At 66.9% G+C, this 23495-nt stretch carries 19 protein-coding genes; 13 read left to right on the forward strand and 6 right to left on the reverse strand.

The genetic code is table 11. The features are described from left to right. The first annotated feature begins 431 nt into the window (after nucleotides 1–431). From DSD28_RS10800 to DSD28_RS10820, 5 genes are all read left to right on the forward strand, one after another. Entirely contained in the window at nucleotides 432–1457 is a 1026-nt protein-coding gene (locus DSD28_RS10800; RefSeq protein WP_119256413.1) for a substrate-binding domain-containing protein, read from the forward strand. 61 nt (nucleotides 1458–1518) lie between these two features. Next, on the forward strand, nucleotides 1519–2562 hold the full coding sequence (locus tag DSD28_RS10805; protein ID WP_119256414.1) for an ABC transporter permease: 1044 nt from the start codon (nucleotides 1519–1521) through the stop codon (nucleotides 2560–2562). Continuing rightward, nucleotides 2559–3341 carry an ATP-binding cassette domain-containing protein gene (locus DSD28_RS10810; RefSeq protein WP_119256415.1) on the forward strand — a complete coding sequence of 261 codons (783 nt, stop codon included), beginning with the start codon at nucleotides 2559–2561 and terminating at the stop codon, nucleotides 3339–3341. The genes DSD28_RS10805 and DSD28_RS10810 overlap by 4 nt, the downstream gene beginning before the upstream one ends. 169 nt (nucleotides 3342–3510) lie before the next feature. Next, nucleotides 3511–5505 (forward strand): transketolase, encoded by a 1995-nt coding sequence (gene tkt, locus DSD28_RS10815; RefSeq protein ID WP_119256416.1) that lies wholly within the window; start codon nucleotides 3511–3513, stop codon nucleotides 5503–5505. A gap of 70 nt (nucleotides 5506–5575) precedes the next feature. Further along, on the forward strand, nucleotides 5576–7009 hold the full coding sequence (locus DSD28_RS10820; protein WP_119256417.1) for a xylulokinase: 1434 nt from the start codon (nucleotides 5576–5578) through the stop codon (nucleotides 7007–7009). Nucleotides 7010–7015: 6 nt separating this feature from the next. On the opposite strand, the gene DSD28_RS10825 is transcribed toward DSD28_RS10820, so the two are convergent. Further along, nucleotides 7016–7750, reverse strand: coding sequence for a GntR family transcriptional regulator (locus tag DSD28_RS10825; RefSeq protein WP_119256418.1), 735 nt, complete (start codon nucleotides 7748–7750; stop codon nucleotides 7016–7018). 311 nt (nucleotides 7751–8061) lie between these two features. On the opposite strand from DSD28_RS10825, the gene deoC (DSD28_RS10830) reads away from it, so the two are divergent. From deoC (DSD28_RS10830) to DSD28_RS10870, 8 genes are all read left to right on the forward strand, one after another. Then, nucleotides 8062–8979: a deoxyribose-phosphate aldolase gene (gene deoC, locus DSD28_RS10830; RefSeq protein ID WP_245424821.1), complete on the forward strand. Its 918-nt coding sequence runs from the start codon at nucleotides 8062–8064 to the stop codon at nucleotides 8977–8979. Nucleotides 8980–9098: 119 nt separating this feature from the next. After that, on the forward strand, nucleotides 9099–11474 hold the full coding sequence (locus DSD28_RS10835; protein WP_119256420.1) for an aldehyde dehydrogenase family protein: 2376 nt from the start codon (nucleotides 9099–9101) through the stop codon (nucleotides 11472–11474). Between the two features lie 205 nt (nucleotides 11475–11679). Beyond that, on the forward strand, nucleotides 11680–12450 hold the full coding sequence (locus DSD28_RS10845; protein ID WP_119256421.1) for an SDR family NAD(P)-dependent oxidoreductase: 771 nt from the start codon (nucleotides 11680–11682) through the stop codon (nucleotides 12448–12450). A 64-nt stretch (nucleotides 12451–12514) separates the two neighbouring features. Then, nucleotides 12515–13480: a substrate-binding domain-containing protein gene (locus tag DSD28_RS10850; RefSeq protein WP_119256422.1), complete on the forward strand. Its 966-nt coding sequence runs from the start codon at nucleotides 12515–12517 to the stop codon at nucleotides 13478–13480. A gap of 52 nt (nucleotides 13481–13532) precedes the next feature. Continuing rightward, a complete protein-coding gene (locus DSD28_RS10855) occupies nucleotides 13533–15038 on the forward strand; it encodes a sugar ABC transporter ATP-binding protein (protein ID WP_119256423.1) in 1506 nt (501 codons plus the stop codon). Further along, a complete protein-coding gene (locus DSD28_RS10860; RefSeq protein WP_119256424.1) occupies nucleotides 15035–16027 on the forward strand; it encodes an ABC transporter permease in 993 nt (330 codons plus the stop codon). Before DSD28_RS10855 ends, DSD28_RS10860 begins: the two co-directional genes overlap by 4 nt. 18 nt (nucleotides 16028–16045) lie before the next feature. After that, complete coding sequence (locus tag DSD28_RS10865) at nucleotides 16046–16825, forward strand: SDR family NAD(P)-dependent oxidoreductase (RefSeq protein ID WP_119256425.1); 780 nt, start codon at nucleotides 16046–16048, stop codon at nucleotides 16823–16825. Between the two features lie 17 nt (nucleotides 16826–16842). After that, on the forward strand, nucleotides 16843–17925 hold the full coding sequence (locus DSD28_RS10870; protein WP_119256426.1) for a glycerol dehydrogenase: 1083 nt from the start codon (nucleotides 16843–16845) through the stop codon (nucleotides 17923–17925). Nucleotides 17926–17996: 71 nt separating this feature from the next. Here the strand turns inward: DSD28_RS10870 and DSD28_RS10875 are convergent, their stop codons facing one another. From DSD28_RS10875 to DSD28_RS10895, 5 genes are read right to left on the reverse strand one after another with little or no spacing between them, the layout of a single operon-like run. Continuing rightward, nucleotides 17997–18755, reverse strand: coding sequence for an SDR family NAD(P)-dependent oxidoreductase (locus DSD28_RS10875; RefSeq protein ID WP_119256427.1), 759 nt, complete (start codon nucleotides 18753–18755; stop codon nucleotides 17997–17999). Nucleotides 18756–18778: 23 nt separating this feature from the next. After that, entirely contained in the window at nucleotides 18779–20308 is a 1530-nt protein-coding gene (locus DSD28_RS10880; protein ID WP_119256428.1) for a xylulokinase, read from the reverse strand. Further along, nucleotides 20305–21852 carry a xylulokinase gene (locus tag DSD28_RS10885; RefSeq protein WP_119256429.1) on the reverse strand — a complete coding sequence of 516 codons (1548 nt, stop codon included), beginning with the start codon at nucleotides 21850–21852 and terminating at the stop codon, nucleotides 20305–20307. The genes DSD28_RS10880 and DSD28_RS10885 overlap by 4 nt, the downstream gene beginning before the upstream one ends. A gap of 4 nt (nucleotides 21853–21856) precedes the next feature. Next, the gene (gene deoC, locus DSD28_RS10890) at nucleotides 21857–22600 is read right to left on the reverse strand and encodes a deoxyribose-phosphate aldolase (protein ID WP_119256430.1); all 744 of its coding nucleotides are present in this window, start codon (nucleotides 22598–22600) and stop codon (nucleotides 21857–21859) included. Nucleotides 22601–22602: 2 nt separating this feature from the next. Continuing rightward, entirely contained in the window at nucleotides 22603–23493 is an 891-nt protein-coding gene (locus DSD28_RS10895) for an SIS domain-containing protein (protein ID WP_119256431.1), read from the reverse strand. Nucleotides 23494–23495: the final 2 nt, after the last annotated feature.

Genomic DNA, 23495 nt, shown 5'->3' on the forward strand with positions numbered 1-23495 from the left:
GCAGCCCGGTAGCTCGTCAGGCTCATAACCTGAAGGCCGCAGGTTCAAATCCTGCCCCCGCAACCAAATCAAAAGCCCCGATGACAGAAATGTCTCGGGGCTTTTTGGTGTTTCTGTTCAGCAGAAGAGGCGAGCCGATGAAGTCGCCGACTTAGTTGATCCTTGATTGCGGCAGACATTGGCCGTCCTCTGGCCGCTTCCCCGCCTCTTCAGAATGATGAACGGCGTGGTGTCTGAGCGACCGGCGAGTCAAACGGGCCGTAGATACGATGCGCCCCTCAGAAGATCATTGACGTATTATAATGAAGTGTTGTACGTACAACATTACAATGTTGAGTGACGCTGCGCGTTTCTGTGGAGGATAGCGGTGGCGTCGGGTTGGGAGCTTGCCCGCCTTCGGCATTGGCGTGTCACGTAAACGGAGGAAAATCGTGCTGAATTTCAAGAAGGTCCTGTTCGGGGCGGCTGCCCTGACATTCGCTCTCTCGGCGTCGGCCGGCGCTGAAGACAAGATTCTCATCGGTCTCGTCACCAAGACGAACGGCAATCCCTTCTATGCCAAGATGAAGGAAGGCGCCGAGATGAAGGCGAAGGAGCTCGGCGTCGAGCTGCAAAGCTTCGCCGGCAAGATCGACGGCGACAGCGATTCCCAGGTCGCCGCCATCGAGACGCTGATTTCGGCGGGCGCCAAGGGCATCATGATCACGCCGAGCGATCCGAAGGGCATCGTCTCGACGCTCGAGAAGGCACGCAAGGCCGGCATCTTCGTCGTCGCGCTCGATACCGAGACCGATCCGATCACGGCGGCCGACGCGACCTTCGAGACGGACAACAAGCTGGCCGGCGAGCTGATCGGCAAATGGGCCGCCGCCACGATGGGCGACAAGGCGAAGGACGCCAAGATCGCCTTCATCGACGCGGTCGAGAACCAGCCGACCGTCGACTGGCAGCGTGACCAGGGCTTCATGAAGGGCTTCGGCATCGACATCAAGGAACCGAACCGCTACGGCGAGGAAGACGATCCGCGCATCGTCGGCCACCAGTGGGGCGCGGGCGCCGAAGACGGCGGGCGCACCGGCATGGAGCAGCTTCTCCAGCGCGAGCCGGAAATCAACCTCGTCTACACGATCAATGAGCCGACGGCGGCCGGCGCCTATGAAGCGCTGAAGGCGGTCAAGCGCGAGAAGGACGTGTTGATCGTCTCCGTCGATGGCGGCTGCCCGGGCGTGAAGAACGTTGCGGCTGGCGTCATCGGCGCCACCTCGCAGCAATATCCGCTGCTGATGGCCACGATGGGCGTCGAGGCGATCGTCAACTACGTCAAGACCGGCGCCAAGCCCACCAACAGCGAAGGCCTCGACTTCTACAACACGGGCGTCAAGCTCGTGACGGACAAGCCCGTTCCCGGCATCGATTCCATTACGTCGGAAGAAGCCCTCAAGCTCTGCTGGGGCTGATGATCCGGACCGGCGCGGCCTTGGCCGCGCCGCCCTTCCATAACGAAAAAGGGCTTGCTCCATGTCGTCGGACAATCAGGCACTCTCGACGGCCGAGGCCGCATTCGAGGACCAGCGGTCGTCGGTGGGCCGCACGCTGCACCGCTTTCTTCACAACAACTTCACGGTCGTCCCGGCCGCGATCCTCATCCTGAGCTGCCTTCTCTTCAGCCTCATCGTCGGATCGCGCTTCCTGCACCCGTTCAACTTCTCCCTGATCCTGCAGCAGGCGACGATCATCGGTATCGTCGGCACGGCGCAGACGCTGATCATCCTGACGGCCGGCATCGACCTTTCCGTCGGCGCGATCATGATCATGGCCTCGCTCATCATGGGGCGGCTCGCGGTCCTGTCGGGCGTGCCCGTCGAGCTTGCCTTCCTCGCCGGCCTTGCGGCGGGCGCGGCCTGCGGCTTTGCCAACGGCGTCCTGATCTGCCGCTTCAAGCTGCCGCCCTTCATCACCACGCTCGGCACCTGGAGCGTCTTCGGGGCGATCAATATCGGCTATTCGCGCAGCGAGACCATCCGCTCGCAGGAGATCGCCGATACAGCGCCGTTCCTCCAATGGGCGGGGCAGTCCTTCTCCTTCTTCGGGGCGACGCTCACCTATGGCTCGATCCTGCTGCTGCTGCTCGTGGCGGTGACCTGGTACGTGCTGAACCGCACGCCCTTCGGCAAGCACGTCTATGCCATCGGCGACGACGCGGAGGCCGCGCAGCTTGCCGGCATCAACATCCGCCGTACGCTGACGGCGGTCTATGTGCTGGCCGGCATCATCTGCGCGCTTGCGGGCTGGGTGCTGATCGGCCGCACGGGCTCGGTCAGCTCGCTGTCCGGTGCGACCGTCAACCTCGATTCCATCACCGCGGTTGTGATCGGCGGCACCAGCCTCTTCGGCGGACGCGGCTCGATCATCGGCACCCTGTTCGGCGCGCTCATCGTCTGCACCTTCCGCAACGGCATCGCGCTCGCCGGTGCGGATGCGGTCTGGCAGGAGGCGTCCATCGGCCTGCTCATCCTCTCGGCCGTGGCGCTCGACAACTGGCTGAGAAAGGTGTCGGCATGAGCGTGGAACCCATTCTCAAGGCGCGCGGGCTGGTCAAGCGCTACGGGCGCATCGTCGCCCTCGATCATGCCGATTTCGATCTGATGCCGGGGGAAGTGCTCGCCGTCATCGGTGACAACGGGGCCGGCAAGTCGACGCTGATCAAGGCGCTGTGCGGCGCGATCACCCCGGAGGCCGGCGAGATTTCCCTTGCCGGCGAGCCGGTCTCCTTCCGCTCGCCGCTCGATGCGCGGCGGGCCGGCATCGAGACGGTGTTCCAGTCGCTGGCGCTGGCGCCCTCCATGACGATCGCCGACAACATGTTCCTCGGGCGCGAGCGCCGCACGAAGGGCATGTTCGGCCGGATCTTCCAGAACCTCGACATGCGCACCATGCGCCGCGAGGCGCGGGCGGCCCTGTCGGAGCTGGGGCTGGCGACGATCCAGGACATCAACCAGCGGGTGGAAACGCTTTCGGGCGGCCAGCGCCAGGGCATCGCCATCGCGCGGGCCGCGGCCTTCAGCAGCCGGGTGATCTTCATGGACGAGCCGACTGCAGCCCTTGGCGTGAAGGAATCGCGCAAGGTGCTCGACCTCATCGCCGACGTGCGGCGCAAGGGCATCTCGATCGTGCTGATCAGCCACAACATGCCGCATGTCTTCGAGATCGCGGACCGGATTCATATCCATCGCCTCGGCTCGCGGGCCTGCGTCGTCGATCCGAAGTCGATCTCGATGTCCGACGCCGTCGCCATCATGACGGGGGCGAAGCGGCTGGAGCCCGAGCCCGTTCAGGCCTGAGGCCGGCTGCGCCGGCTCCCCTTTTTCAAGTGCGGGCTTCGGCGGGGCGCCGGGTCCCTTGCGGACTTTGCGCTTTCGGGCGGCGGAGGTCATTTCCTCAATCAAAGCATCTTGTCATGTTGTACGTATAACATTATAGGATGCGAAAAGCATATCTGGAGGCACCCCTATGTCTGACCGCCGCGATCTGGCGAACGCCATTCGTTTCCTGACCGTCGATGTCGTGCAAAAAGCCAATTCCGGCCATCCCGGCACGGCCATGGGCATGGCCGATATTGCCGAGGTTCTGTGGAACGATTTCCTTCGGCACAACCCCGCGAACCCGAAATGGCTCAACCGCGACCGCTTCGTGCAGTCGAACGGCCACGGCTCCATGCTGACCTATTCGCTGCTGCATCTGTCCGGCTACGGGCTGACGGTGCAGGACCTCAAGGATCACCGCAAGCTGCATTCCAAGACCCCGGGGCACCCGGAATACGGCATCACCGCCGGCGTCGAGACGACGACCGGGCCGCTCGGGCAGGGCTTTGCGACCGCCGTCGGCATGGCGCTTGCCGAAAGGAAGCTTGCACAGGAGTTCAACCGAGAGGGCTTCCCCGTCGTCGATCACTTCACCTATGTCTTCGTCGGCGACGGATGCCTGATGGAAGGCGTGGCGCAGGAGGCGGCTTCGCTCGCCGGCACGCTGAAGCTGAACAAGCTCATTGCCGTCTATGATGACAACAAGATTTCCATCGACGGCGAAACGCCCGGCTGGTTCGCCGACGATACGCCGGCCCGCTTCCGCGCGCTCGGCTGGAACGTCATCGCCGATGTCGACGGCCACGACTTCGACGCCATCGCCGCCGCCTTCACCGCCGCACGCCGCTCGCCGGACAAGCCGACCATGATCTGCTGCAAGACGATCATCGGCTACGGCTCGCCGAACAAGCAGGGCAAGGAAGAGGTGCATGGCGCGCCGCTCGGTGTGGACGAGGTTACCCGTACGCGCGAGCATCTCGGCTGGCCGCACGAGGCCTTCGTCGTGCCCGATGCCATCATGCAGGCCTGGGACGCTCGCCCGCGCGGGGAAAAGGCGGAAGCCGAGTGGAACGCGCTGTTCGCGGCCTACCGGGCGCAGCATCCGGTGCTGGCCGCCGAGCTGGAACGCCGCACCGCCGGCCGCCTGCCGGAAGGGTTCGACGCGGCCGTATCGGCGGAAGTCGAGCGCATCCTCGGTGGCGGTCCGGTCAAGCAGCCGGTGCGCAAGGCGTCCAACCGTGTGCTCGGCAATCTCCTGAAGGGCCTGCCGGAGGTGATCGGCGGTTCGGCCGATGTTTCCCTCTCGACGCTCGCCTGGACCGGTGAGGCCCGCTCGATCACGCCCGAGGATTTCTCCGGTAACTTCGTGCATTACGGCGTGCGCGAATTCGGCATGTCGGCAATGATGAACGGCATGGCGGCCCATGGCGGGCTCATTCCCTATGGCGCCTGCTACCTCGTCTTCAGCGATTACAGCCGCAACGCGGTGCGCCTTTCCGCCCTGATGGGGCTCAAGGCGGTCTTCCTCTACACGCACGATTCCATCGGGGTCGGCGAGGACGGGCCGACGCACCAGCCCTGCGAGCAGCTGGTGGCGCTGCGCGCCATCCCCACCATGTCGCTGTGGCGGCCGGGCAGCGAGCTGGAAGCGCTCGTCGCCTGGGAGAGCGCCATGAAGCGCGAGGGGCCGAGCGTCATCGTCGCCGCGCGGCAGGACGGCGCGGTATTCGCGCACAAGGCGGGCGATCTCGAAGGCATCCGCAAGGGCGGCTATATCCTCAAGGATGCCGCCGGCAAGCCGGATGTCGTGCTGGCCGCGACCGGTTCGGAACTCGGCCTCGTGCTGGAGGCCGCGAAGGTCCTGGAAGGCGAGGGCCGCGCGGTCCGCATCGTCTCCATCCCCAACGGCAACCTCTTCGCCCGGCAGGATCGCGCCTATCAGGACAGCGTGCTTTCCTTCGGCACGCCGGCGGTCTTCGTCGAGGCGGCTTCGCCCCTCTACTGGTACCAGTTCCTCAAGGGACCGGGCACGGTGGTCGGGGTCGACCGTTTCGGGGAATCGGCCCCGGGGCCGGAGATCTACCGCGCCATGAACCTGACGGCCGAGCGCGTCGTCTCCGAGGCCGCCCAGCTTCTGGCCTGAGAAAACGGTTGCAGCAGGGATGGAAAGCATCTCTGCTGCTTTTTCATGACGCATATGGGGACAGGCAGGCATGTATCTCGGCATCGATCTCGGCACCGGCTCGGTCAAGGCACTTCTGATCGATGACGACGGCAGGACCGTCGCGGAGGCCTCGCAGGCCTATGCCGTCTCCTCGCCCGTGCCGGGTCATGCCGAAACCGCGCCGGCCGACTGGTGGGCCGGAACGGTCGCGGCGGTGCGCGCCTGCTGCGCCGGGCGCGGCGCGGCGGTGCGCGGCATCGGCCTGTCGGGCCAGGCGCACGGGCTCGTCGTGCTCGACGATGCGGAAAAGCCGCTGCGCCCCGCCATCCTCTGGGCCGACCAGCGCGCCACGGCGGAAATGGACGCGGTGCTCGCCTTGCCGGAGGCGGTGCGCCGCCCGCTCGCCAATCCCGTCGTCAGCGGCATGGCCGGCCTTTCGCTGCTGTGGCTTCGGCACAACGAGCCCGCCACCTATGCCGCCATCCGCCGCATCCTCTCGCCGAAGGACTGGCTGCGGCTGGTGCTGACCGGCGAGGTTGCGACGGAACCCTCCGACGCGTCGATGACGCTGCTCTACGAGATCGACGGCGACCGCTGGGCGACGGATTTCCTGAACGCCCTGTCGCTCGATCCAGCCGTCCTCGCCCCCGTCGTGGAATCGCAGTCGGTCGCCGGCCGGCTGACGGCCGCAGCGGCTGAAGAACTGGGGCTACCCGCCGGAACGCCGGTCGCCGCCGGTCTTTCCGATACCGCCTCCTGCCTCTTCGGCATGGGGCAGACCACGCCCGGCTCCACCATCCTGCAGGTTGGTTCGGGCATCCAGATCATGTCGGTGGTCGAGAGTATCGAGCCGCGCGTCCAGCCCTTCTACAACAGCTATCGCGGCATTGGCCGCAGCCTCTATTCCATGGCTGCGCTGCAGAACGGCGGCACGGTCTTCGAATGGGCGCGCACCGTGCTCGGCGCTTCCTGGGCGGAAATGTATCGCGCCGGCTTCGACGAGAACGAGGGCAATGGCGGCATCGTCTTCCTGCCCTATGCGGCGGGCGAGCGCGCGCCGCTGCTCGATCCGAACGCGGCGGCGGCCTGGGCCTATATGCGCCTCGGCTGCACGCGCGGCCAGCTCATCCGTTCGGTCTTCGAGGGTGTTGCCCTTGCGGTGCGCGATAGCTGGGATGCCATGCGCGGCATCGGCGTTTCCGCCGACCGGATCCTGCTCACCGGCGGCGGCAGCACGGATCCGCGCTGGCGGCAATTGCTGGCGGACATCCTGCAGATGCCGCTGGTGCCGGCGCACGAACTCGGCAATGCGACCATCGGGGCCGCCTATCTCGGCGGCATCGCCGCCGGCCATTGGCGCGGCGTCGAGGACATTCCCTTCCCCGACCAGCTCGGCGAGACGGTCGAACCGCGCGCCTTCGCGGGGCTGGACGAGCTTCTGGCCCTCTTCCGAGCCACCTATCGCGGCCTCAAGCGGGCCTGACGGTCCTCAATAGGTCCGGTGCAGGTCGATGGTCAGGCGCGTACGGTCGGGATGGTGCCAGGATTCGTAATATTCGAGTACCTGCTTGTTCTGGTCGTAGGTCACTTCGCGGTTGAACAGGACGTAGCTGTTCATCTCCACCTGCAACTGGCTGGCGATGGCTTCCTCATCGATGCGGGCGAGCTCCACCTGTCGCTTGCCGGTGGTCGCCACGGCATTGTAGCGCTTGGCGAGGTACTGGTAGAGCGAGACGTTCTCCAGCTCGTTCGAGTGCAGCAGCTCGGGAAAGCGCGAATAGGGCAGGTAGTTGCGCACGACCAGGAAGACCACGCCGTCGGCATAGCGCATGCGCTCCAGAAAGATGGCGTCGCTCTCGCCGATCTGTTCCGCCACATGGGCGGGGGGCCTGATGCGCTCCTGTTTCAGCACCCGGGTCGTCAGCTTGAAGCCGGCCTTGGCCATGCTTTCGAGCAGCGGATCGAGCTGCTGGACGAGGGCGATGGGCACCTTGCGTTCCAAGACGAAGGCGCCGCGGCCGCGCTCGGTCTCGATCAGGTTGTCATGCGCGAGCGATTGCAGCGCCTGCCGCACGACGCTGCGCGAGACGTCGTAGGTCTCGCAAAGCTCGCCTTCGGTCGGCAGCTTGCTGCCGGGCGGATAGGCGCCGGATTCGATCGCGCCCCTCAGCGTTTCAGCGAGCTGGAAATAGAGAGGGATGGGGGAATTGCGTTCGATGCTCATGCGAATCTCTCTTCCTCGCGGGGCGGTTGCAGGCACTTTGCTGTTGTTAGCGTGACATGACAAGCGGACATCACAAACTGAAAAGGCTGTATTCACCGGCTATTGACACTCGGAATGTAGTTTGATTATGTTGTCCGTACAACATTACAAAATGTCATAATGATATGGCGCATCCTGCCATTCATATCAAATCCGGGAGCTGCGTGGTGGATGTGAGTGAAGCTGTCATCGGGGGGGCGCCGGCCGTGCGCGCCGTCGCCAAGGTCCGCAATTCCGGGCCGCATCCGTCCAATCCCGGCATCGCCTTCTCCATGGATCCCATCGAGGCGGTGCGAGTCAACCTGTCGGCCGCCGAGCGCCGCACGGCCTCGCTGGGCGGGCGCCGCACGGTCAAGAAGGAATGGCAGGCGGCCTGGCTGGTGCGCGCCATCGAATGCATCGACCTCACGACGCTGAACGGCGACGACACGGAGGGCCGCGTGCGCCGTCTCTGCGCCAAGGCGCGCCAGCCGCTGCGCGAGGACCTGCAGGCCGCCCTCGGCCTTGCGGACCGCCGCGTCACCACGGGCGCGGTCTGCGTCTACCACCGTTTCGTCGCCACTGCCGTCGATGCGCTGAAGGGCAGCGATATTCCGGTCGCGGCCGTCTCCACCGGCTTTCCGGCCGGCCTGTCGCCGATGGAAACGCGGCTCAAGGAGATCGAGGCCTCGGTCGCCGACGGGGCGGAGGAGATCGACATCGTCATCACGCGCGAGCATGTGCTGCGCGGCAACTGGCAGGCGCTCTACGACGAGGTGAAGGCCTGCAGGGAAGCCTGCGGCCCGGCGCATATGAAGACCATCCTCGCCACCGGCGACCTCCAGACGCTGCGCAATGTCTCGCGCGCCTCCTGGGTCGCGATGATGGCGGGCTCCGACTTCATCAAGACCTCGACGGGCAAGGAAGGCGTCAACGCCACGCTGCCGGTGACGCTGATCATGCTGCGCGCCATCCGCGACTACCGCGAGATGACCGGCCATGTCGTCGGCTACAAGCCGGCCGGCGGTATCTCCACCGCAAAGGACGCGATGGCCTATCTCGCGCTGATGAAGGAGGAACTGGGCAACGACTGGCTCCAGCCGAACCTCTTCCGCTTCGGCGCCTCCTCGCTGCTTTCCGATATCGAGCGGCAGCTCGAGCACTATGTCACCGGCCGCTATGCGGCCTTCAGCCACCACGCCATTGCCTAGTCGGGCTGGGGCGTTTCCAGGAAAAGTGGATACCGGTTTTCCGTTCGGAAGCGCGCAAAACAAAGGAACAGAGCGTTTTCGCGGTTCGGAGAACGCGCAAATGCTCTGGGGAGAACACGATGTCCATTGCAGAGATTCTTGAGACGATGAGCTACGGCCCGGCCCCCGAAAGCGACAAGGAAGCCCGCGCCTGGATCAAGGGCCTGGGCGGGGAGACGAAACTCTTCATCGGCGGCGCCTGGAAGAAGGCGAAGGCCGGCGAGAGCTTCGAGACCATCGCGCCCGGTTCCGGCGAGGTGCTGACGCGCATCGCGCAGGCGGGCGCGGCCGATGTCGACGCCGCCGTCAAGGCCGCCGCCAAGGCGCAGCCCGCATGGGCGGCGCTCGCCGGCCACCAGCGCGCCCGCTACCTCTATGCGCTCGCCCGCCTCATCCAGCGCCACAGCCGCCTCTTCTCGGTGGTGGAGACGCTCGACAACGGCAAGCCGATCCGCGAGACGCGTGACATCGACATCCCGCTCGTCGCCCGCCACTTCTATCATCATGCCGGCTGGGCGCAGCTCATGGATGGTGAGCTTGCCGACCGCGAGGCGCTCGGCGTCTGCGGCCAGATCATCCCGTGGAACTTCCCGCTGCTGATGCTCGCCTGGAAGATCGCGCCGGCCATCGCGCTCGGCAATACGGTCGTGCTGAAGCCCGCCGAATATACCTCGCTGACGGCGCTGCTCTTCGCTGAGATGTGCCAGAAGGCCGGTCTGCCGGAAGGTGTCGTCAACATCGTCACCGGCGACGGGGCGACGGGCGAGGAGATCGTCAAGCATCCGGGCATTGCCAAGATCGCCTTCACCGGCTCGACGGAAGTCGGCCGCCGCATTCGCGAGGCGACCGCCGGCACCGGCAAGAGCCTGACGTTGGAACTTGGCGGCAAGTCGCCCTTCATCGTCTTCGACGACGCCGATCTCGACGCGGCCGTGGAAGGCGTCGTCGATGCCATCTGGTTCAACCAGGGCGAAGTCTGCTGCGCCGGTTCCCGCCTCCTCGTGCAGGAAAGCGTCCATGACCGCTTCATCGTGAAGCTGAAGGCCCGCATGGAGACGCTGCGCGTCGGCGATCCGCTCGACAAGGTCGTCGATATCGGCGCCATCGTCCATCCGGTGCAGCTCGAGCGCATCCGTTCGCTCGTGGAAACGGGCGTCAAGGAAGGCGCGAGCTTGCACCAGCCGAAGGCCGGCGTGCCGGGCAAGGGCTGCTTCTACCCGCCGACGCTGCTGACGGGCGTGCATCCGGCCGCCACCGTCTCGCGCGTCGAGATCTTCGGCCCGGTCGTGGTCGCCACCACGTTCCGCACGCCCGCCGAGGCGGTGGAGCTAGCCAACAACACCGAATACGGCCTTGCCGCGTCCGTCTGGAGCGAGACCTTGTCGCTTGCCCTCGACATCGCGCCCAAGCTGAAATGCGGCGTCGTCTGGGTCAACGGCACCAACATGTTCGATGCCGGCGTCGGCTTCGGCGGCTACAAGGAATCCGGCTTCGGCCGCGAGGGCGGCCGCGAGGGGCTTTCCGCCTACAGCCGGCCGAAATGGTTGGCGAAAGCCAAGCCCATCGCCGAGAAGCCGTCCGCCCAGCCGACCGGCGACGTGCTCTCCACCGCTTTCGTCGACCGCACGGCGAAATTCTATGTCGGCGGCAAGCAGGCGCGGCCGGACGGGGGCTATTCGCGCCCGGTCGTTTCGCCCTCGGGTGCGCTCGTCGGGGAGGTTGGCGAGGGCAACCGCAAGGACATCCGCAATGCCGTGGAAGCGGCGCGCAAGGCAGCGTCCTGGGGCACCGCGAGCGAGCACAACCGCGCGCAGATCCTCTACTACATCGCGGAAAACCTCGATGCCCGCGCCGGCGAATTCGCCGAACGCCTCGCCGCCATGACCGGCCGCCGCCGGCAGGATACGGCCCGCGAGGTCTCCGCCAGCGTCTCGCGCCTCTTCGCCTATGGAGCATGGGCCGACAAATACGAGGGCGCGGTGCACAAGCCGCCGATGCGCGGCGTGGCGCTCGCCATGAACGAGCCAGTCGGCACGCTGGGCATCGTCTGCCCTGAGGAGCCGGGCCTCCTCGGCTTCGTCTCCACCTTCGCGCCGGCCATCGCGCTCGGCAACCGGGTCGTCGTCATCCCCTCGGCCAGCCAGGCGCTCGCCGCGACCGACTTCTACCAGGTGCTGGAGACTTCGGATGTGCCGGGCGGCGTCGTCAACATCGTGACGGGCGACCGCCATGCGCTGGCGCTGGAACTCGCCCGCCACGAGGAGGTGGACGGGATCTGGTACTTCGGCAACGCCGCAACGGCCGGCGCCATCGAGAAGGCCTCCGCCGGCAATCTCAAGCAGGTCTGGGCCGAGACGGCGCAACGCGACTGGTTCGATGCGCGGCAGGGCGAGGGACGGGAATTCCTCGGCCGCGCCACGCAGGTCAAGAATATCTGGGTGCCCTACGGGGAGTAGGGCACGGCAAAAAGCACAGTGCATGTTGGCCCCTCACCCTAACCCTCTCCCCGCAAGCGGGGAGAGGGGACTTGCCGCACGAACGGGCATTGGTTGGGGAAACCGGCGCGGCATATCCCCTTCGCCCCGTTTACGGGGAGAAGGTGGCCGGCAGGCCGGATGAGGGACGCCTGCGCAACAGCATCAATAGGGACGGAGGAAACAGGTGTATCTCGAACGCTTCAGGCTCGAAGGGGAACGTGCGGTCATTACCGGCGGAGGGCGCGGCATCGGTCTTGCAACCGCCGATGCGCTCGGCGAGGCAGGCGCCCGGCTTGCCCTCATCGAGCGCGATCCGGCGCTGCTGGAAGAGGCACGCGCGGCATTGCAGGCCAAGGGCTACGATGTCTCGGTGCATGAAGGCGACGTCACCGATGCCGCCCGCATGCAGGCTATCGCCGACGAGCTGGCGGCGACGGGCGGTGCATCCGTCCTCGTCAACAATGCCGGCATCGCGCTTAGCGATATCCCCGCCGAGGATATGGAAGACGAGCGCTGGCTGAAGGTCATCGACGTCAATCTCAACGGCACCTACTGGTGCGCCCGCGCCTTCGGCCGCCACATGCTGAAGGCCGGCCGGGGCTCTATCGTCAATGTCGGCTCCATGTCCGGCTTCATCGTCAACCGGCCGCAGCCGCAGGCGCATTACAACGCCTCGAAGGCCGCCGTGCATCACCTGACCAAGTCGCTCGCCGCCGAATGGGCGACGCGCGGCGTCAGGGTCAATGCGGTGGCGCCCACCTATATCGAAACGCCGCTCAACGCGCTCGTCGAGAACAACCGGCCCATGCTCGACCGCTGGATCGATTCCACGCCGATGGCGCGCATGGGCAAGGACCACGAGGTCGCAAGCGTGATCCTCTTCCTGTCCTCTCAGGCTGCGAGCCTGATGACCGGATCGATCGTGCTTGTGGATGGAGGATACACGCTCTGGTGAGGCCATCCGTGCCGGATGCCACGCCGCCCGTGTCAGCATGCAACAATCACTAGGAGGAGTTAACATGACCAGCATCAAGACGCTTCTGGCAGGGTCGGTGGCCCTGTTCTGCCTGACCTCTGCCGCCATGGCCGAGGATTGCAAGGTGGGCCTCACCATGCCCTCGCTCAACGCGCCCTATTTCGCCGCGCAGGTCGCCGCCGTCGAGAAGGCCGCCAAGGACGCGGGCTGCGAAATCACGACGGCCGACAGCCAGAGCGATTTCTCCAAGCAGATCAACGACGTCGAGGATATGGTGGCCAAGGGCATCAACATCCTCATCATCAACCCGCGCGACCAGGAAGCGCTCATTCCGGCCGTCAACGCGGCGACGGCCGCCGGCGTCAAGGTCGTGGCGATGGACTCGACGCTCAACGCAAAGGCCAATTTCATCTCGCTGGTCCGCTCTTCCAGCGATGAGAATGGCCGCCTCGTCGGCGACTGGATCGCCAAGAAGATGAAGGGCACGCCGATCAAGATGCTCCTCATCTCCGGCAACCAGGGCAATCCGGGCGGGCTCGAGCGCCGCATGGGCGTCGTCAAGGGCATCGTCGAGGCGCAGCTCGTCAACGAGGGCGCGGTCAATCTCCAGATCCTCGGCCAGGGCTGGGGCGACTGGGCGACGGACGGCGGCCTGAAGGCGGCGGAAGACCTGTTGCAGGCCCATCCGGATGCCAACCTCGTCGTCGGCGAGAACGATTCCATGGTGCTCGGCGCGGTGCAGGCGGCCAAGGCCGCGGGCCTCGACAACATCCTCTTCGCCGCCGCCGCCGACGGGCAGCGCGAGGCGCTGGCGATGATCAAGGACGGCAGCTACGGCGCAACGGGCCTCAACGACCCGGACCTCGTCGGCCGCACCGCCTTCGACGTCGCCTACAAGGCGTTCAAGGGCGAGCTGCCGGCGGACTTCCCGAAGGAATATTTCACGCCCGCCGACGTGATCTCCAAGGACAACGTGGACAAGTACTACAATCCCGAGTCCGTTTTCTGAGCGACAGAAGAGAGGGATGCACCGGGTCTCCGGTGCATCCTTTGAGGATCCCATGACCGAACTTGTCCGCCTATCCGGCATCCGGAAGAATTTCGCGGGGGTGCAGGCCCTCAAGGGCGTCGATTTCGACCTCAAGGCCGGCGAGGTGCATGCGCTGGTCGGCGAGAACGGCGCCGGCAAATCCACGCTGATGCGGGTGCTCGCCGGCGAGATCGCGCCGACATCGGGCACCGTCAGCCTCAACGGCGAGGCCGTGCAGCTTTCCGGCCCGCGCGACGCGACCGGCCGCGGCATCTCGGTGATCCACCAGGAACTGGCGCTCGCGCCGGACCTGACGGTCGCCGAGAACATCTTCCTCGGCCGCCTGCCGGGCTTCGTCAACCACGCCGCGCTGCGCAAGGCCGCGCGCGAAATCCTCGACCGGCTCGGCTTCTCCATCGATCCCGCCGTGCAGGCCGGGCGGCTGACGGTCGCCCACCAGCAGGTCGTCGAGATCGCCAAGGCGCTTTCCAACAAGGCACGCATCATCGTCTTCGACGAGCCGACCGCCGTGCTCGCCAACAGCGACGCCGAGCGGCTGCTCGCCATCATCCGCGAACTGCGCGTGAACGGCACGGGCATCGTCTATATCTCGCATCGCCTGAACGAGGTCTTCGACCTTTCCGACCGTATCACCGTCATGAAGGACGGCTCCCATGTCGAGACGCTGGCGACGGCCGCGACCGACGTGGACGCCGTGATCGCCCGCATGGTCGGCCGGCAGATGGCCGCGCTCTTCCCGCCGAAGGACGGCCGCGCGCCGGGCGAGGTGGTGGTCGACGCGCGCAACCTCACCCGCGGCCGCAAGGTGCGCGATGTCAGCTTCACCGTGCGCGCCGGTGAGGTCGTCGGCCTCGGCGGCCTGGTCGGCTCGGGCCGAACGGAGGTCGCGCGCCTCGTCTTCGGCGCGGATCGGATGGATTCCGGCACCGTGGAACTGAAGGGCAAGCCGCTCCATCTTTCCTCGCCGCGTCAGGCCGTGCATGCCCATATCGGCCTCGTTCCGGAGGACCGCAAGGAGCAGGGGGTCATCCTCGACGCGCCGATCCGCATCAACACCACGCTCGCCAAGATCCGCAGCGTCACCCGCTTCGGCTTTCTCGATGTCGGCAAGGAGCGCAAGGTCGCGACAGCCCTCGGCAAGGACATGCGCCTCAAGGCCTCCAGCGTCGATGCGCCGGTCTCCAGCCTTTCGGGCGGCAACCAGCAGAAGGTGGCGCTCGCCAAGTGGTTCCACGCGGACTGCGACCTCCTGATCCTCGATGAGCCGACGCGCGGCGTCGATGTTGGGGCCAAGAGCGAAATCTACAATTTGATCAACGATCTGGCCAAGGCCGGGAAGGCGGTTCTCGTCATTTCGTCCGAGCATCAGGAACTGTTCGGCATCTGCGACCGCATTCTCGTCATGGCGGAGGGCGCCATCGTCGGGGAACTCACCGAGGCGGCGTTCACCGAGCAGCAATTGCTGACGCTGGCGATGACCCAGACGGCCAGAGAGAGGGATGAGGCAAGCCAATGAATACGCAATCCGCAAGCGCCGCCGCGCCGTCGTCGTTCACCCCGCGTCTGCTGGAGGCCGTGCGCCAATACGGCACCCTCGGTATCTTCATCGTCCTGGTGGTCGTCGCCGCGCTCTGGTCCGATGCGTTCCTGACGGAGCGCAACCTGATGAACGTGGTGCGCCAGGTCGCGTCCGGCGCGGGCATCATGGCCGTCGGCATGCTCTTCGTCGTGCTGACGCGCGGCATCGACCTGTCGGTCGGTTCCATCGCGGCCGTTGGCTCCGTGCTCTGCGCCCATCTCATCGCGGCGCAGGGATACGGCGTGCCGATGGCGATCCTGCTCGTCATTCTCACCGGAGCGGCCTGCGGCGTTGTCACAGGCTTCTTCGTCGCCTATATGCGCCTGCCGTCCTTCGTCATCTCGCTCGCCATGATGGCGATCGCCCGCGGCCTCTCGCTGATCATCAGCGCCGGCCGGCCGATCACCATGGGTCCGCCCGGCGCCTCGCTGGTCGATTTCGGCAGCGGCTTCCTCTTCGGCATCCCGCAGCCCGCCATCCTCATGCTGATCATCTATGCCATCGGCGGCGTGGTACTGGCCTATACGAGCTTCGGCCGCCTCGTCACCGCCATCGGCTCCAACGAGGAGGCCGTGCGGCTCTCGGGCGTGCCGGTCGAGCGCTACGTGCTGTCGGTCTATATCATCAGCGGGGCGCTCGCCGCCGTCGCGGGCATCGTCGCGGCCGGGCGCACCGGCATCGGCACGCCGCAGGTCGGCGTCGGGGCGGAGCTCGACGTCATCGCGGCCGTGGTCATCGGCGGGGCAAGCCTGATGGGTGGGCGCGGCGGCATGTTCAACACGCTGCTCGGCGCGCTGATCCTCGGCATCATCACCAATATCATGAACCTTGCCGGCGTGCCGGGCTACCACCAGAACGTCTATCTCGGGCTGATCATCATCCTGGCGATGCTCATCCAGTTCGTCACCGCCCGCTCGCGCCGCTGAAGCCTAAGGGAAACCGACATGAACGACAGGACGGAAAAATCCGGGATCGCCGCCACCTACCTGCCGGACCTCTTTGCCGGCAAGCGCGTGCTGGTCTCGGGCGGCACCAGCGGCATCGGCCTTGCCATCGCCAAAGGCTTCGCCGCGCTCGGTGCCGACGTGGTGGCGACGGGCAGCAATGCGGCGAAGGTCGAGGCCGGACAGGCCGAAGCCGGGGAGCGGCTTCGCTTTGCCGTGCTCGACGTGCGCGACAGCGCCGCCGTCAGCGCCTTTGTCAAGGGCTTCGACCGGCTCGACGTGCTGGTCAACGCGCAGGGCATCGGCCGGGGCGAGGCGGAGCATCAGGAGGCGGTGTTCCTCGACGTCATCGAGGTGAACCTCAACAGCGTGATGCGCCTCAGCACGGCCTTCCGCCCGCTGCTGGCGAAAACCCGCGGCGCCATCGTCAATATCGCCTCGATGCTGAGCTATCTGGTGGAGCCGGAAGTGCCCGCCTACACCGCCAGCAAGACCGGCATCCTCGGCCTCACCCGCGCGCTCGCCCATGCCTACGGGCCGGACGGCGTGCGCGTCAACGCCATCTCGCCGGGCTACCACAAGACCGACATGACGAAGGGCCTGTGGACCCAGCCGAAGAGCCACGACCTCATCGCCGACCATTCGGCGCTGAAGCGCTGGGGCTCGGTCGACGACCTCGTCGGCGCCGCCGTCTTCCTCGCAAGCCCCGCCGCTTCCTTCGTCACCGGTGCCGACCTGCCGGTCGATGGCGGTTATGTCTGCGGCAACACCATTCGCTGATACTGGAGAAGAAAACCATGTCCCGTTCCTTCGGCAGCCCCGGCCGCTATATCCAGCGGCGCGGCGAGATCGCCCGCCTCGGCGAGCATCTGGCCTCACTCGGCAAAAGGCCGCTCTTCCTCATCGACGCCTTCCTCCATGACCGCTATGCGGCCAGCCTCGGCGAGAGCGTGAAGGCCGAAAGCCGCTTCGAGAAATTCGGCGGCGAATGCTCCGACCGCGAGATCGACCGGGTGACGGCAGCGGCAGCGGAATTCGGCGCGGATGTCGTCGTCGGTATCGGTGGCGGCAAGACGCTGGATACGGCCAAGATGGCGGCGCACCGCACCAATGCGCGCATGCTGGCCGTGCCCACCATCGCCTCCACCGATGCGCCGACCAGCGCTGTCGTGGTCGTCTACAGCGATGCCGGCGTGCTGCAGGAGGCGCACAACCTGCCGCGCAATCCCGATCTCGTCCTCGTCGATCCAGAGGTCATCGTCGCCGCGCCGGTGCGCTTCCTCGTCGCCGGCATGGGCGATGCGCTTTCCACCTGGTACGAGGCGCGCGCCAATATCGAGGCGGGCACGATGAACTACATTTCCGGCGGCTTCCCCGCGACCCGCGCCGCCGTCGCCATCGCCCGCGAATGCCATGCGGTGATCATGGAGCAGGCGGTAAAGGCCAAGCTCGCGGCGGAGGCCGGCGTCGTCACGCAGGCGCTCGAAGATATCATCGAGGCTAATACGCTGCTCTCCGGCCTCGGCTTCGAGAATTGCGGCGTCTCCGCCGCCCACGGCATCCACGATGCGCTGACCGTGCTGCCGGAAATCCACGGCCTGCTGCATGGCGAGAAGGTCGCCTTCGGCGTGCTCTGCCTGCTCGTGCTGGAAAACCGCCCGCAGAGCGAGATCGACGAGACGCTGCGCTTCTGCCGCGCCCTCGGCCTGCCGACGACGCTGGCGGACCTCAACATCAAGGACGACGTCGCCGCCAAGGTGCGCAAGGTCGCCGAAGCTGCGGTCAGGGGCAACATCACCCACGCCACCCGCGCCCCGGTGACCGTGGAGGACATCGAGGCCGCGATCCTCGCCGCCGACGCCCTCGGGCGCGCGGCCTGATCCTTCCGTCCCTGCAAGACAAAACCCCCGGCCGAAAGGCCGGGGGTTTTTTCTTTGAAGTGCCGAAGGGTTCAGAAGCTGCCGTTCACGAAGCCGCCGTCGACCGGCAGGTCCGCGCCGGTGATGAAGACGGCGGCCGGGGAGGCGAGGAAGAGGGCGGTGCCGACGAGGTCGTCCACCGTGCCCCAGCGCTTCAGCGCCGAGCGTTGGGCGATCTTTTCTGCCGGAACCGGATCGGTCCACAGGCCCTTGGTCATGTCCGTCTTGTGGTAGCCGGGCGAGATGGCGTTGACGCGGATGCCGTCCGGGCCGAAGGCATGGGCGAGGTGGCGGGTGAGGCCGAGCACGCCGGTCTTGCTGGCGCCATAGGCCGGCACGACCGGGTCGGTGACATAGCTCAGCATCGAGGCGGTGTTGATGATGACGCCGCGCGAGGCCTTCAGCAGCGGCAGGACGGCCATGGAAAAGCGCATCTGGCTGTTCAGGTTGACGTCCATCACCTCCATATAGGTGGCGTCCTCGAATTCGGCCTGCGGCCGGGCGATGCCTGCGCCGTTGATCAGCACGTCGAGCTTCTTCAGCGTCCCGGCAAAGGCCTTGATAGCCTCCGGGTCGCGCACATCGACGCGCTCGAAGCGGATGCCCTTGTTCTCCGGGTCCGCGGCGGCGGCCTTCAGCTTGGCCTCAGAGCTGCCGAGCGCGACGACGGAGCCGCCGAGCCGGGCGAAGCCCTGCGCGATGGCAAGGCCGATGCCGGACGAGCCGCCGGTGACCAGGATGTCCTTGCCGGCGAACAGGTCGGACCGGAACGTGTCGATAATCTCTTTCATGAAATCCTCCTCGTTTTTGACGGTTAGCGCGCGGCCGATTGCCGGTCGCGGATCAGGCTGGCAAGCGCGTCCATGTCGTCGTAGAGCGCCTTGCTGTGATGATAGAGCCGGTCGAAGACCGGCTGGACATGGCTGTAGATCTCGGCCCATGCCGGGTCGGGCGCGATCTCCTCGTCGTAGCGGACATAGGCTTCCGCCGCGTCCTCGGTGCGCGAGAAGCGGCCGGTGGCTGTCGCCGCCATGGCAGCGCAGCCGACGAGGCCGCATTCCGGCTCCTGCGGCACCAGCACGGGCGTATCGAAGACGCTCGCCTTGATCTTCAGCCACAGTTTGGTCCGCGCCCCGCCGCCGGCGGCGATCATGCGTTCCAGACGCTTGCCGGAGCTCGCCTCCATGATGCGGATATGCCGGGCCATGGCGAAGGCGATGCCTTCGAGGATGGCGCGGTGCAGGTGCTCCACGCCATGGCCGGCGCCGAGGCCGAAGAACTGCGCCCGCGAATTGCGGTGCTGGCCGAGGCGCTCGCCGGTGAGGAACGGCAGGAAGAGGAGGGCGTCGGAGCCGGGCGGGGCCTTTTCCGCGCGCTCGACGATGTCGCCATAGCTCAGCTTGCCCTCGTGGAACGCGCGGCGCGCCCAACGCATGCCGTCGCCGCCCGTTTCCAGCAGCACGAAGGGCGCCCAGTTGCCCTCGATCGTCGCGACATTGGAGATTTCCGGGTCGAGCAGCGGTTTTTCAGCGATCATGGTGACGATCGCGCCGGTGCCGGTGCTGTCCGAGCCGAGGCCCGGCCGGCAGGCGCCGGAGCCGAGCAGCGCCATCGGATAGTCCGCCCCGCCGACCATGACGGGCGTGCCGGCGCGAAGCCCGGTGGCGCGGGCGGCATCCTCCGTGACATGGCCGATGATGTCGAGCGGGTTGCGGATCGGCGGCAGCAGCCGCGCGTCGAGTCCCATGCGCTCGATCATGACCGGCGACCAGGCGTGCGTTGCCGGGTTCATCAGGAAGCTGCACGAGGCGTCGCCCGTGTCCATGGCGATCTCGCCGGTCAGCCGGAAGTTGATGTAGTCCTTCGGCATGATGGCGACGGCGCTGCGGCGGTAGGCCTCAGGGTCCGCATCGCGCACCCATTGCAGCTTGAAGCCCGGCCAGGCGGGCGTCGGCGTGTTGCCGCTCTCGGCGAGGTAGCTTTCCGGCGCGTTCTCCGCCTCGAACCTGCGCACGAGGTTCAGCGTGCGCTTGTCGTTCCAGAGGGGGGCGGTATCGCGGGTGAGGTTCCCGGCATCGTCCAGCAACACGAGGCCGTGCATCTGGCCGCAGATGGCGACCATGGAGATGCGCTCGCGCGCGCCTTCCGCCTTGTCGAGCACCGTGCGCACGGCGGCGCAGGCACCATCCCACCAGTCGAGCGGGCGCTGTTCCGCCCAGCCGAACTGCGGCACGATCTGGTCGTGCTCGCGCGCGGCGATCTCGACGATCCGGCCCTTGGTGTCGATCAGCGCGGCGCGGACGCTGCCGGTGCCGACATCGATGGCGAGGAAGAGTTCGGTCATGGCGCGGCCTCCCGCAGGGCGGCGAGCGCGCCCGACAATTCCTGCTGCTGCACCGCCGCCCGGCGATAGGCGGCGAGCGCCGCGCCATAGACCTTGCGGGTCTCAGGCGACGGCTCGCTGCGGCTCTCGGTGGCGTGGAGGTCGCGGATAGGGGAGAAATCCCGCCACAGGCCCATGCCGACGAAGGCGAGCGCGGCCGCGCCGAGAGCGGCGGCCTGCTGGTCGATCTGCGTCTTGACGACGGCGCAGTCGAAGATATCGGCGAAGATCTGCCGCCACAGCGCGTTTCGCGCCCCGCCGCCCACGATGACCATCTCCGGGCCGAGCGCCGTCATGCGGCGCAATTCGTCGAGCGCGACGCGAAGGCCGAGCGCCACGCCTTCCAGCGCCGCGCGAAAAATGTCGGCGCGGCCGTGCTGGAGGTCGAGGCCGAGGAAGCCGCCGCGCACCGCCGGCCCGCCCTCGAAGCTGGTGCCGCCGCCGAGCGTGGGCACGAAGAGAAGGCCGCGCGCGCCGGCGGGCGATTGCCCGGCGAGCTGGAAGAGGTCGTCATGCACGTTGCGGCCGGCGGCTTCCGCCTCGCGCCTCACGTCCGGCAGAAGCGTATCGGCCACCCAGTTGACGCTGGTGCCCGAGGAGAAGATCGACGTCGCGGAGATGAACATGCCGGGGGCGACATGGGCGAAGACGAAGGGGCGCACCCGATCGTCGAGCAGGGGCTCGGCGGACGAGACGGTGATCCAGCTCGACGAGCCCATGGAGGCATAGGCGTCGCCGTCGAGGAAGGTGCGCCCGCCGAGCGCCATGCAACTGTTGTCGACGCCGCCGGCGACGACCTTCACGCCTTGCGGCAGCCCGAGCGCCTCGGCGATCTCCGGCAGCACCTCGCCGATGATGTCGGTGGAGGCGACGATGGGGGCGAAGAGGCTTGGGTCGAGACCCGCCGCAGCGATGAGGTCGGGCGCGTAGCGGCCGGCCTTGAGGTCGTAGACGCCTGTGCCGGAGGCATAGGAGGGATCGGTGGCGATGCGGCCGGTGAGCCTGAGGTTGATATAGTCCTTCGTGCCGATGATCGTCTTCGTGCGGGCGAAGACGTCGGGTGCGTTGCGGCGCAGCCACATCGCCTTGAAGACGGTGTAGAGTGGGGCGGGGAAGCCGTTGCCGGTCGTCCTGTACCAGAGGGCGGGATCGACCCGGGTGAAGAAGTCCTCCGCCTCCGCCACGGCCCGCCCGTCGGACCAGATCGGCACGAATTCCTGCAGGAGGTTCCCGTCCGCGTCGAGCGGCAGGCAGCCGAGGCTGTGGCCGGAAATGGCGATGGCGCGGATCGCGCCGGCATCGACGGCCGGGTTCGCCGCCAGCGTCTTCAGGCTGGCGCAGACCGCGTCCCACCAGTCCGCGGGGCGCTGCTCGTGGAAGGAGGAGGACGGGTAGAAGGTCCTGTAGGAGACGACCTCTTCCGCAAGGCAGGCGCCGTCGGGGCGGAAGATCGCCGCCTTGACGCCCCCGGTGCCGAGGTCGAAAGCCGCAACGGTATCGGTCATGATGTCAGTCCGCCTTGCCGGTGATGTCGAGACGGCCGCCGGGCAGGGCGGCGCACTGGCGCACGAGGTCGACGGCGACCTTGGTGTTGATGCCGAAGCGGGTGACGCCGAGCCGCACCATGCCGGCGATGGCGTCCAGCGAGCGGATGCCGCCCGAGGCCTTCACCTCCACCGCGCCGTCCACCGTCTCGACGATGATCTTCAGCTTCTCGAGGGTGGTGGCGCTCGGCGTCCAGCCGGTGCCGGTCTTCACGAAGGCCGCGCCGCTTTCGGCGACGAGGGCGGAGGCGGTGCGGATTTCTGCGTCCGTCAGATGGGCCAATTCGAGGATGACCTTAAGGGGGACGGGGGCAATGGCCTCCACGACGGCGCGGATCTCCCGGCGCACATAGTCGAGGTCGCCGGATTTGAGGCGGCCGACATTCATCATCATGTCGAGTTCCTGCGCGCCGTTCCCGGCAAGCTCCGCGGCCTCCGCCACCTTGGTGCGCGTCGTGTGTCCGCCGGAGGGAAAGCCGACCGGGCCGCCGACCAGCGTCACGCCGCCCATCGGCACGAGGCCGCGCAGCAGCGGCACGAAGTTCGGCAGGGCATGGGCGGCGATGAAGCCTTCCGCGACCGCAATTCCCGCCAGCTCCCGCACGTCCGCTTCCGTATGGAAGGCCTGGACGGCGCTGATATCGATCAGGGCGGCGAGATCGCGGGGGGCGAGAAAGGCCGGCGGGGAGCGGTGGCGGGTGTCGTTCATCTCTAGGTCTCGTTGCTCATTCGTAGGTAGCGGAGGTTGCGCTTCATGCGCGTGAAGATTTCCACATGCTCGTCGCCCCGGCGCAGCGCCACGCTGGTCGACAGGATGTCGACGACGGTGAGCGCGGCGATGCGGGAGATGGTGGGCGTGTAGATATTGGTGTTCTCCAGCGTCTCGACCATCAGCACGATGTCGCAGAACTCGACGAGCGGCCCGTCCGAGCCGACGATGCCGATGACCTGACAGCCGCTTTCGCGGGCCCGCCGCGCGGTCTCGATGATCGCCAGCGTCGCGCCCGTGTTGGAGATGACGACGACGACGTCGCCGGGCTTCAGGCTGGAGACGACCATGATCTGCTGGTGGGCGTCGGTCTCGGCCCCGCAGGGCACGCCGAAGAGCGGGAACTTCTGCTGCGCGTCGCGCGCCACGATGCCCGATGCGCCGAAGCCGAAGAATTCGATGCGGTTCGCCTTGGCCAGCGCATCCACCGCCCGGCCGACCGCCACCGGATCGAGATGGTTGCGCACCCAGTCGAGGCTGGTGATCGTGTAGTCGAAGATCTTTTCCGAGACCCCGGCCGGGCTGTCGTTGCCGTCGATGACCGAGTGGGTGGCCGACATGCCGAGCGCGAGGCTTTGGGCGAGGCGCAGCTTGAAATCCTGGTAGCCCTGGCAGCCGATGGAGGCGCAGAAGCGGATCACCGTCGGCTGGCTCACCTCGGCCCATTCCGCCGCCTCGGCGATGGTCGCGTTGACCACGCGCTTGGGATCGGCGAGGACGAGCTCGGCGACCTTGCGGTCCGATTTGCGCAGGTCCCCGCGCTTCAGGCGGATGACTTCAAGGATGTTGTTGTTGCCGCCGATCGGTTTGGACTGGGCTGCGCTGGTCGACATGG

The sequence above is a fragment of the Shinella zoogloeoides genome, from assembly GCF_003574625.1.
GTDB lineage: Bacteria > Pseudomonadota > Alphaproteobacteria > Rhizobiales > Rhizobiaceae > Shinella > Shinella zoogloeoides_A.